The sequence below is a fragment of the Acinetobacter sp. M5A5_2a genome, from assembly GCF_053345265.1.
Window position 1 is genome coordinate 1 of record NZ_JBKEZV010000006.1, and the last position, 11,632, is coordinate 11,632.

11 protein-coding genes are annotated in these 11,632 nt (G+C 38.5%); 9 read left to right on the top strand and 2 right to left on the bottom strand.

Annotation, left to right across the window (positions count from 1 at the left end):
- Window positions 1-494 precede the first annotated feature (494 nt).
- From ACLBWE_RS08760 to ACLBWE_RS08790, 7 genes are all read left to right on the top strand, one after another.
- Window positions 495-1,373 (top strand): MlaA family lipoprotein, encoded by an 879-nt coding sequence (locus ACLBWE_RS08760; protein ID WP_348951734.1) that lies wholly within the window; start codon window positions 495-497, stop codon window positions 1,371-1,373.
- Window positions 1,374-1,484: 111 nt separating this feature from the next.
- A complete protein-coding gene (gigA, locus tag ACLBWE_RS08765) occupies window positions 1,485-2,453 on the top strand; it encodes an RsbU family protein phosphatase GigA (protein ID WP_447602384.1) in 969 nt (322 codons plus the stop codon).
- A 102-nt stretch (window positions 2,454-2,555) separates the two neighbouring features.
- A complete protein-coding gene (gene gigB, locus ACLBWE_RS08770; protein ID WP_002117273.1) occupies window positions 2,556-3,077 on the top strand; it encodes an anti-anti-sigma factor GigB in 522 nt (173 codons plus the stop codon).
- A gap of 26 nt (window positions 3,078-3,103) precedes the next feature.
- A complete protein-coding gene (locus ACLBWE_RS08775) occupies window positions 3,104-3,928 on the top strand; it encodes a carbon-nitrogen hydrolase family protein (protein WP_447602386.1) in 825 nt (274 codons plus the stop codon).
- A 14-nt stretch (window positions 3,929-3,942) separates the two neighbouring features.
- Window positions 3,943-4,317, top strand: coding sequence for a DUF4951 domain-containing protein (locus tag ACLBWE_RS08780; RefSeq protein ID WP_016139199.1), 375 nt, complete (start codon window positions 3,943-3,945; stop codon window positions 4,315-4,317).
- 165 nt (window positions 4,318-4,482) lie between these two features.
- Window positions 4,483-4,920, top strand: coding sequence for a MarR family winged helix-turn-helix transcriptional regulator (locus ACLBWE_RS08785; protein ID WP_447602389.1), 438 nt, complete (start codon window positions 4,483-4,485; stop codon window positions 4,918-4,920).
- An 88-nt stretch (window positions 4,921-5,008) separates the two neighbouring features.
- Window positions 5,009-5,440, top strand: coding sequence for an organic hydroperoxide resistance protein (locus ACLBWE_RS08790; protein ID WP_447602391.1), 432 nt, complete (start codon window positions 5,009-5,011; stop codon window positions 5,438-5,440).
- 59 nt (window positions 5,441-5,499) lie between these two features.
- Here ACLBWE_RS08790 and gspE read toward each other — a convergent pair whose 3' ends face one another.
- Window positions 5,500-6,990, bottom strand: a complete 1,491-nt coding sequence (gspE, locus tag ACLBWE_RS08795) for a type II secretion system ATPase GspE (RefSeq protein ID WP_447602393.1) — start codon at window positions 6,988-6,990, stop codon at window positions 5,500-5,502.
- A 96-nt stretch (window positions 6,991-7,086) separates the two neighbouring features.
- Between gspE and ACLBWE_RS08800 the strand changes: the two genes are divergently transcribed.
- Window positions 7,087-7,908 carry a hypothetical protein gene (locus tag ACLBWE_RS08800; protein ID WP_017391225.1) on the top strand — a complete coding sequence of 274 codons (822 nt, stop codon included), beginning with the start codon at window positions 7,087-7,089 and terminating at the stop codon, window positions 7,906-7,908.
- Between the two features lie 9 nt (window positions 7,909-7,917).
- Window positions 7,918-8,835: a mechanosensitive ion channel family protein gene (locus ACLBWE_RS08805; RefSeq protein WP_045435174.1), complete on the top strand. Its 918-nt coding sequence runs from the start codon at window positions 7,918-7,920 to the stop codon at window positions 8,833-8,835.
- Here ACLBWE_RS08805 and ACLBWE_RS08810 read toward each other — a convergent pair.
- The gene (locus ACLBWE_RS08810) at window positions 8,825-11,629 is read right to left on the bottom strand and encodes a DUF2339 domain-containing protein (RefSeq protein ID WP_447602396.1); all 2,805 of its coding nucleotides are present in this window, start codon (window positions 11,627-11,629) and stop codon (window positions 8,825-8,827) included. The genes ACLBWE_RS08805 and ACLBWE_RS08810 overlap by 11 nt on opposite strands.
- Window positions 11,630-11,632: the final 3 nt, after the last annotated feature.

Genomic DNA, 11,632 nt, shown 5'->3' on the forward strand with positions numbered 1-11,632 from the left:
ACTTCGAGTAATTTAAACCAATCAATCAATGATAATATTTCGATCAATCAATCAGTAAAAATCCACACAAGTTGTTCTTCATAATCTCTTAATGATCTTCTTACTGGTTCGTCACCAGCAAGCTAGGTCGGCTATATTACTCTTAATCTCTTAAAAGTCAACAGGTAATTTCGATATTTTTAAAACTTATTCTCAAAACCAACTCCTCATCAAATTCATCACTTAAAGTAATCAACTCAATTCCAAGTAACTGTTTTTCAACAAGTTCTTATCTACATCACCGCCGATGGATGTGCATTATAGAGGATTAAATCCTCTTGGCAACCCCTTTTTTAAATCAATACGATCGTCTGTTTGTTTTTTATCCTTTTTAGCATTTTATCTATATTATTTGATCAATTTTACATTGATAATAGGTTATCAATTTTGTATTAAAGCATATCTCCATCCAACTGCACATTAAGTATTAGCCTGGCTGGCGGTTAAGGAATTATATGAATTATTCTAATTTAATTTTACTAAGCGTGTTATCTGTAGGTGTTTGTACCTCTATATATGCTCAAGAAAACACGATAAGTGAATCTGCTAATGCTAGTTCATTAGAAGAAACGGGGCCGAATCACCCCCGTTCACAAATTATTAAAGATTTAAAAAATATTAAAGTTAAAGATTTAAAAATTAATGCAAATGCAGCACAACCAGATTTAGTTAAAGATCCTTTGCAGTCATTGAACCGTCCAATTTATTCTTTTAATGATATGTTGGACCGCAATTTCTTGCGCCCCGTTGCTGTTCAATATAAAGAAAAGACTCCAGAAGATGTACGTGGCTCTTATCGCCAGTTCCGTAAAAATCTTGGTGAACCATGGAATGCTGTTAATCAGCTTATTCAAGGTCGCCCAGGTCGTGCAGCAAAAACTTTAGGTCGATTTACGATTAATACCTTAACTACTCTTGGTTTGGCAGACCCAGCCAGCCGCTTAGGTTTACCGACTGAGGAAGAGAATTTTGGCGTAACTCTTGGTTACTATGGTGTGCCTTCTGGTCCATTCCTTATGTTACCTTTCTTTGGGCCAAGTACTTTGCGTGATGGTTTTGGTTTGGCAGTAGACGCCCAAGCTCGTCCACAAAAATATGTTATGGATGATCAAGAGGGTCTTTATTGGTCAAGCAATCTATTACAAGCTGTTGATACTCGTGCTCAATATCTGGACTTGGATCAAACCTTACAGGGTGATCAATACGCTATGATTCGAGACTTATACCTCCAACGTAAAGCATTCCAGATTGCAGAGAAAAAAGGCGACTCAGCTGATGTGTCTTTCATTGATGATGACTCAGAAGATACACCAGATGAGAATCAAAACCCTTAAAATATGAAATCGAGGTATTGCTTGGATTGAGAGTTCGGCAATACCTTGATTTTGATGATACATACTCTATGATGAATAAAGTGATCATATAAAAGGACTACCATATCTTCTATGTATTTTATTAAACCGACACGCTCTATCCCTTATTTAGAGCAAGCCTTGGATAAACTACCAGGCTTACAAGTCATTAACATAGATGATTTAGACTTATATGATCCAACCATCATTGCAATTGCAGATGTACAAGATTTCTTAACTTATAAGTGGAATTTACCGACTATTGTAATTGCTTTTGAAAATGAAGGTAGCGCTTTAGCTCATGCATGGGAAGCAGGTGCTCTTGCAGGTTGGGTATGGAATCAACTACCTAACGATTTAAACAAAGCCTTATCAAGAATTGATGCTCAATATAAACGTAATCAAGATAGCCGTGACTTACCTTCGGCTGCTGAATTGCAAAAACGCTTACTACCAAACCCAATCGATTTATTAAATTATGAAGTCGAAACTTTCTTTCAGCCTTCGGCTTATCTTTCCGGTGATTGGTATGACTATTGGAAATTAAACGATAAAGAAGTTTTATTTTATCTTGCAGATGTTTCAGGTCATGGTGTAACGAGTAGTTTGCTAACATCATGGATGGCAGCTTTCCATGGTCGATCTAAAACCCCAAGACAATTAATTAAAAAATTAAACGGGATGTTGGTTCAAGAAAATATTGAAAAGCACATTACGATTGTTGTGGGTATTTTAAATCTTGAAACGCACACTCTTCGTTGGTCAAGCGCTGGGCACTACCCTCCTCCAATTATCTTCGAACCTAACCAACCACCTAAAATTCTAACAACAAGCAGTTTTCCGCTAGGTTTAACGGATGAGTTGGAAGTTGAAGAGCATATTTGTACACTAAATCGCCATGCGCGCTTCATTGTTTGCTCTGATGGAGCCCTCGAACCCTTTGATGGTGGTTTGAATGATCAGTTCCAACAATTGGTCCATCATTTGCAAAATCAATCATTTCAAGCACCCGATCATGTGGCCGATGATATTGCCATCTTCAGTCTTTGTCGAATGAATTAATTTACGAATCAATTAATTACATAATATACGACCTAAGGACTCTTGAGTCTGAGATGGCACTATGTGATAATTTTTCTATCCTTCTCTGAAAATGGCATTTATATGTCAACAGGTCATGTTGAATATGCAAGCTTAAATGGAACGCATATTTTCAAACTTATTGGTGAAGTGCGAGCCCATTCTTGTATAAGTCTAGACAAACTTTTAAACAGAATTGAACAGCAAGAGAATGTTGTTGGTGCAATCGTTGATTTAACCCAAACAACATTTATTGATAGTACTGTATTAGGTATCTTAGCTAAGCTAGGTTTAAAGCTGAAACAGACTCATCATATTCAAGCTGTGATGCTATCTACCAATCCAGATATCACAACCTTAGCCAACAGTATGGGGCTAGGGCAGGTTTTTGTCATTTTGAATTATTGTGGTGATCCTAATGTTTGTACGTTAACGTTAACAGATGAACAAATCACTCATAATGCAATGCTAAGAACTGTTCTGGATGCACATAAGACATTGATGAAACTCAATGCAAACAATCAGAATATGTTTGAGCCACTTGTGAAGCAGTTACAGAAAGAACAAGATACGCTTGAACAGGTATCGGATAAGCAAAATGCCTGATTTTCACGATTAAGCCGGATTAGTATATGACTCTTGTTTCTGTTGCTCAAATGAACTCTCAAGATGATATTGAAAATAATTTTCAAGTCATCGAGCCTTTGATTCAACAAAGCAAGGCGCAAAATGCTAGCCTGATTGTTTTCCCTGAAAACTTTGTATGTTTTGCTGCTGGAAAACAACGTGAAACTGCTGAGCAATTTGAATCTATTCAACAAAGGCTTGAGCAACTAGCACATCAATATCAAATCTGGATTGTGGCTGGAACCTTGCCATGTCCATTCCGTCCAGATGGATCTACGATTCAAGATGGTCGCGTCCGAACCGTTAGCCTCTGTATCAGCCCTGAGCGTACAGAAGCACGTTATGACAAGATCCATTTATTTGATGTACAAGTTGGTGATGCGGTCGGTGGTTATCAAGAGTCTCGTTTCTTTGAACCTGGAACAGACGTAGTAGTCACATCTACCCCTTTTGGCAATATTGGCTTAATGGTATGTTATGACTTACGTTTTCCAGAGCTTGCTCTAACGCTAAGACAACGAGGCGCTCATCTTCTTACTGCTCCTGCTGCATTTACCTACACAACTGGGCAAATGCATTGGCAACTTCTGCTACAGGCTCGGGCAATGGATAGCCAATGTTATGTTTTAGGTGCAGCACAACAGGGCTGGCATGGTGAAAAACGACAAACCTGGGGACACTCGGGGGCAACAGATAGTCGTGGTCAAATTTTAAGTATGATTGGATATGAAGGGAATGGTTTAATCACTGTACCTTTTGATTTAACAGCACAAGATCTCGCCCGCTCTTCAATGCCTCTAATGACACACCGTAAATTGATTCACTATTAAAAGTTTAATTATTCATGTGGAAATACTTATTTAGCTTTTTTTGCTTGGGGGCAAATATTCATTGTTATGCAGAGTTTGGTACAACGAATCATTTCGTTTCACCAACCGCACAACTCAAATCAGATATTCTTCCCTCTACTCCTAAAGATATTCCTTTACCTGCATTTGGCCAAAGAATAATTGGATGGGGAACGGGCGCAGAAGGCGCAAGACAACGTTTAGAAAATATTCAACCAGCAGATGTTTCTATGATTAAAAAACAAGGAACAACACTTGAAATGATTACTGCTTGGCAAGACTTTTATGAACAAGAGCAACAACGTAGTGTAAATAATCCTACCGCTAAATATCGTGCGCGTTTAATGAAAAAAATTGCAGATCTGTGGTAGACAATTTTATCTAAAAAATTTTTATCTTATGGAATAATTGATTTAATTATTCCATTTTTTCTGTCCCTTAATTTACTTTATTCATAACCTATTCTTATGAACATTTAAGAAACTGAATAGAACGCGATATACTACAAAAGCAATATTAGTTTCTTTGAGGAATATATGGACCAAGACTGTAAAAACTTAAAGCTTGAGAATCAACTATGTTTCCTCGTCTATTCAACAAATTTAGCTCTTAATCAGCTCTACCGAAAGCTCCTAGCGCCTTTGGGTATTACTTATCCTCAATATTTAGTGATGTTAGTTTTATGGGAACAGGATGAAGTTACTGTTTCAGAAATTGGTGCCAAGCTTTTTTTAGAATCATCAACTCTCACCCCTATTCTGAAAAAATTAGAAGTCCTACATTTTCTTCACCGCACTCGCTCAACGCAAGATGAACGCCAAGTTATTATTACGCTAAGTGACGAAGGAAAAAAGTTAAAAGATCAAGCAATGAATATTCCAGCCGAAGTATTAGATGCAAGTTCATGTGATATGACAACGCTACTGGACCTAAAAGATCAACTTACTAAACTCCGTACAAACCTAGTCAAATAAACAGCATTTTTTTCAAAAAATATACTTGCCAAAACAACTAAGTCGTGTACGATATATTTGTATTCAATTTATTTTAGGAATAAAAACGATGTCATTAGAAAAAGTTGTTTATCGCGCAAAAGCTAAAGCGACCGGTGGTCGTGATGGCCGTGCAACTTCATCAGACGGTGTATTAGATGTACAACTTGGCGTACCTAAAGAAATGGGTGGCGCTGGTGGTGCTGTAACAAATCCTGAGCAATTATTTGCAGCTGGTTATTCAGCATGCTTTTTAGGCGCTTTAAAATTTGTTGCAAACCGCGATAAATTTAATATTAGTAAAGATGCTTATGTAGAAGGCGAAGTAGGTATTGGCCCAATTCCTACAGGTTTCGGCATTGAAGTGACTTTAAATGTTCACTTGGTTGGCATGGATCGTGAAGAAGCTGAAAAGTTAGTTGCAGCCGCTCATATTGTTTGCCCTTATTCAAATGCAACTCGCAATAATATTGATGTGAACTTTAATATTGTGACTGAGTAATTTTTCAAGTTTAAAAAAAAGCCCGAATCTTATCGGGCTTTTTTATTGTACATTAGAAATTATACTTCACTTGCTTCATTGGTTACCCGAAGCACTTCTTCAAGTGTAGTTTTACCTGTAAGTACTTTGCGTAAACCATCATCACGAATAGAGCCCGAATACTGACGAGCATGATTTTCTAATTCATATTCAGCCGCATTTCCGTGAATCTGACGGCGCATAGAATCATCAACAGGCACAATTTCATAAATAGCCGTACGCCCATTAAAACCTAAATGTGAACAATGATCACACCCTTGAGCCTGTGGTAACTTCAACATAGACTCACTATGAATATGCTGAAATACCTGTCTTTCGAAAGTATCTGCTTCACGCCATGTCATACAATGTTGACATAAAGTACGAACCAAACGTTGAGCAATCACTCCAATTAAAGAGCTCGATAATAAGAATGGTTCAATCCCCATATCTTTAAGTCGAGTGACCGCGCCAATAGCTGTATTGGTGTGTAGTGTCGATAAAACCAAATGACCTGTTAATGATGCCTGTACTGCAATTTCAGCAGTTTCTAAATCACGAATCTCACCAACCATGACTACATCTGGATCTTGACGCAACATTGCTTTTAAAGCACGAGCGAATGTCATATCCACTTTGGTATTAACTTGTGTCTGCCCAATACCTTCAAGTTGATATTCAATCGGATCTTCGGCAGTCAAAATGTTACGCGTATTGTCGTTTAGATCCGATAAGGCTGCATACAAGGTCGTCGTTTTCCCCGAGCCTGTAGGACCTGTTACTAAAATAATGCCATGGGGACGATGTACAAGTTGAGTTAAACGCTCATAGTCATTTGCCATCAGACCCAAATGGATCATATTAAGACGACCAGCTTGTTTATCAAGCAAACGCATTACAACCCTTTCACCATGTGATGAAGGTAAAGTCGAAACACGTACATCTACTTCTCGTCCCGCAAGACGTAAAGAAATACGCCCATCTTGTGGTACACGTTTTTCCGCAATATCGAGTTTTGCCATGACTTTAATACGTGAAACCAGCAAAGGTGCCAACTCACGGCGTGGCTGTACAATTTCACGTAATTGACCATCTACACGTAATCGTACAGATAATTTCTTTTCAAAAGCTTCAATATGAATATCAGAAGCTCCTACCCGTATTGCTTCTGAAAGTAGCGCATTAATAAGACGAACAATTGGGGCATCATCTTCTTGATCCATCAGATCTTCTGTTTCTGGAACCTGATCAGCCAAGCTTAATAAATCAGGGTGGTCTTCTAAACCTGCCGCAACTTGTTGTGATTCCCCTGTATCACCTGCATAGCTCGTACTTAAAAGTGTATTAAATTCTTGTTCAGTACATAATTGGTAGTGAGCTGGCTTACCTAGAATTCGTCTTGCTTCCTGCAATGCAATTTTTTCAGTGTTTTGACGTCTAATAATAAATACTTGATCACCGTCATAACGAAATAAAACACCATGACGCTTGGCAAAACTATATGGAACTTGTATTTGTTTCAATATTTGCATCACAATTTATAATGATGAGTAAGATGATTTTGAGTGTACTCTAAGCAGATTACAGCGTGAAGTCTGTTTAACAACTCGGTAGAGGAATTTTACGTCTTGTTTGAAAATAATGAATATCAGCCTCGTCCCCAGAATTCTTTAAAATGGTGGGGAGAACAGCACTTTGAAATTAATCAGGCTAAAGCATGGCAATTCGGTTCAATGCTTTTTCGTCTAACGCGCGGCATAAAAGAATGGCGTATCGAATATTATCGCCCATCTCTTCAAGACGATAATGAGCAAGATTGGCACCCAATCGCAGATCCGAATTTTGCCTTTCCGCATACTGTTCAAGTAGAACGCTACATGTTCCGGAAAACTAATCCAGAATTTCTACTGATGCCACGTCTGGCAGATCGTTCCGTAGTAATTAAACCCGTTGACCCTATCTACATTCCAGCGGGACAACGCGGAACTCTTTATATTAGTACACCGCTATGGATTGCCGGTTTAGTTGAAAGTCAGCATGAGCCTTTATTTGAAATTCCTCTAATTCAGCCCAAAGATACATGGTTTGGTCCAAATGCCCAGCAAGGCGAAATCTGTTATGCCACTTCCGTAGATGGGCGTACCGATTTGAACCTGTTAACCCCCCGTGCGTTTCGTGCTGTTACTCCAATTGATTTTCATAATACCAGTAATCATCAATTGCGTTTTGACCGCATGAATGTACCTGTTACCGCTCTGCCTCTTTTTTACAGTGAAAGTACTGGGCGTTTATGGACTTCTCAAATTAAAGTTTTCTATGAAGGCTCTGATCGTCCCGCACGCATTCGTATTGAAAACCGCACTCCACCACTTGCGGGTGAAGTGACCTATGTTCATCCACCACGTTCACCTGGTGGAGCATTATTCAATATGTTTGATTCATTCTTTTAAGAGGTTTATATGGCTGATACAAGTATTCCTAAGGATATCGCTGATAGCCTCACCAGTATATTTACCAATATCAATACCGAGCGGATTAGTGAAATTTTAGTCGGTGTTGTACTGTGTTTTATTGGCTTTGTTCTTGCCCGTATTATTTCAAATACATTTATTAGAACCATTGGCTCACGTTTTAATGCTCATCAACGCCTTGTGTGGCGGCGCGGTATTTTTTATTTTATTTTTTTACTCTTCATTATGACGAGTTTAAAAGAAGCTGGTTTTAAACTCAGTGTATTCCTTGGCGCGGCAGGGATTCTAACCGTAGCACTTGGTTTCGCATCGCAAACGTCTGCCAGTAACTTGATTAGTGGTTTATTTTTGATTGGTGAAGGTTCATTTGAAGTCGGTGATACGATCCAGATTACCCTCATTCGTGGAAATACAATTGAAGGTGAAGTGATCTCGATTGATTTGCTTTCGGTTAAGCTGCTTACATTAGACAATGTCTATATTCGTTTACCAAACGAACAGCTTATTCGTGCCCCTGTACACAACTTATCTAAATACCCAATTCGACGTATTCCAATTACACTTGCAATTAACTTCCATGAAGACATCATTAAAGTTCGTGAGGTTCTACTTAATGTAGCAGCTCATTATCCACTTGTGTTAGATGATCCCAAACCCGCTGTTACAGTTACTGCATTCAGAGAGTCATCTATTGAGCTTTTATTCACGATGTGGTGTCGACAAGAAAACTCTTTAAAAGTACGGGATGAAATGCAAGAAAGAATTCGAAATGGATTTTTAGATAACCGAATTGAAATTCCTGTTCCTAAAATGGGATTGATTGATCGACCATCTACTGTTTTTGCTGAAGATGATATCGATCAATACACTAATCAAAATGAGTTAAAACGAGAGCCTAAAGCTTAGGCTCTTCATTTTTCTGTACAGCGGATGACGGTGGTAATGGTGCAATATAAGCAATAATTAGCATTACGCCACCTGCTCCAATAAATGAAATGACCCGAGTTAAAGTCGCACTTTGCGATAGATCAAGTAAAATTAGTTTTAATACGACAATTCCTAAAAGCGCAGCACCCACAAACCACAATTGACGAATCATTTTTCGACTTGAGAATGTGGTTAAAATGAACGCTAATACGACCCAAAGTAATGTCAAACTTAACTGTACTACGCCATTTGTCCAAATTGCAGCGCTCCATAGTGGCGTCGCCCAGTAATGGTGCAAACCTCTGACCACCACACTACTGAATACTAATAATCCCACTAGAATTGTTGTAATTTTAAAAGTCCACTCAAGCGATTTATCTTGATCAAAAGCATGTTGATAGATAATAAAGAGAAGACCTGCAAATACTGCAATTGAAAGGAAATCAGTTAAGTTAAACAAAGGAACAAAATAAAGGTACTCGGCAGAATGGATGTCGACACTCACCACAAGCAACCAAAGTAAACTTAAACACCATACCGGAATTTGATGTAACAAAGCAGTTTTATGGGACTTATACGCCCAGAGTGAATAAACTACGGGTACAAAAGCCAAAGCAACTATTGGCATTTGTGGAAAGATCGCCAACCCCACCGTTGCTAATGCTAAGCAACTTAAACCAGCCCAGACCTTTAAATATCCAGACTGACCTGACTGCGGTTGAGCCATAATAAATAAGACATTAAGAGCAATTGCAGCAACAAGGAAAGTGCCCTGTTGCAATATACTCGACCATTTAAACATGGTGAATACTTGGCTGGAAAAGACCTCACCCAGAATTAACAATAATAACAGGCTAACTAAAATTAACTGCAAACTTTGCCATTGCACACGCAATTTATAGTGCACAACTAAACTAAATATTGATAACAATAGTATCGCAATCATCAAGTACGGACTCAAACCATGATGGTGCCATGCCATTATTTCTACACCTGCTACAGCACCTGCATACATCCCTAAACACAAGAAAATACCGCTAAACATACTGGCACTAAAATAGTGTTGCTCTTTGCTGTTGTACTGCAACAAATAGAAGGCTGAAATAAATTGAGCAATTGCATAAATGCTTGTGCTTAGAGTCGGGAACTCTGCATTCGCCCAAATCTGATAAAACAGTGCAAGAGAGCTGAGTAAGACTAAAACTACACCAATATATCGGCTTAAACGGTAGCGCTCAGTTACTCCCCATACAATGAGGGCCGTACCTTGAGCAACCCAACCAATTGCAGTCCAATGCGCCCCTTTCGCAAGTGGAAATATTAAAGCAAAGAATGCAACAGCAAGAATGAAAAAGCTTTTTGCTAGTACTGAAAGTTGAGGATGACTCTTTTTGATCCAGAAAGTTAATACTGCATAGGTACCCGCTAATACTGCAGCACCAATCGTCAACGCTTGTGTAGACTCATGAACTAAATAGGCATGTAATGTAAAACCTAATACTGGAACACTAAAAATAAGACCAACATCCAACAAAGGGGGTAAACGAATGCCTTCTTGTTGTTCACGTGCTGAAACTCGAGATATATTTTGGCTATAACGAACACTAAGCCAAATAAACAGGGCTATATGTAGCCATAAAATCCAGTCTAATGTGTCAAATTTTGCTGGTTCTGCATAAAATGCGATTGCCGTACCACCAATAAACATCGTGGCAAAGAAAGCGATTTGATTTAAGATTTTCCAAGGTTGAATAAAATTAACGGCGGCAACCGCAAGATTAATAACCAAATAGTAGCTGAATAAGAAAACCACATCAGGGTGATATTGCGGAATCACCAATGGGGCAGCATAAGCCATGCCGAGTGCTAAAATAGCTAAATAAATCGCCTGTTGCTTTAAACTTAAAAATACAGTGATTGCTAATAAAATCGTAAACAGAATACTTGCTGTAGTTAGATTGGCAATCACACCAAAATGATGCGAGAACACAAGTGTTAGGAACACAACTGCCAGTCCGACACCTTGCAATGCCACAGCAAAAAGCTGATTTTTCTTTTGTAAGGTATATCCAAATGCAGTTAATACACCTCCAGCAACAGCAATAAACCCAAGTTTTATGCCTAAACTCAGCTGCCAGTGTTCACTTGCAAAACGCAGTAATAACACTACCCCAACCATAAGCACAGCAACAGCAACTCTTAAAATTGGATTACCATGTACCATCCAATCAATTGCTGGTTGCCACCATGCAGTTTGTACCTGAGTTGGATATTCTTCTTGATTTAAAGGTGCTGTTTCAGCTGGGACTAACACGTCTGTATTATGGAAGTTAGCTTGCTCTAATACGGGAGTTATAGCTTCTGTCTTTACAACTTCATTTACATGAACAGTTTGTTTTGCCGACTCGAGATACAACAGTCGAGTATGAAATACACTAATCGTTTGAATCAAACATAGTAATAAAACCAGTAATGCACCGCCAGCAATCCACATCCAGTGATTCATATAAGCAACTAATGCAACCAAGGCAGCCGTATAAATCACTGTTGTTTGCATACGAATAGAATAAAGAGGAGTTGCTTGATGAGAAAACTGTTGTTCTAAATGTGTCAGACGCTGATGCAGATTCGACAATAACTGAACCAGTATTACGATAAATGCAATAGATAAAACAACAACGGCACTATGAAATTTAAAACCAATTGACATGGCTAAAAACAAAGTCAAAGCGATCAAAACAATGATCATTCCCTGTTTGTCTTTTTTATACATGGG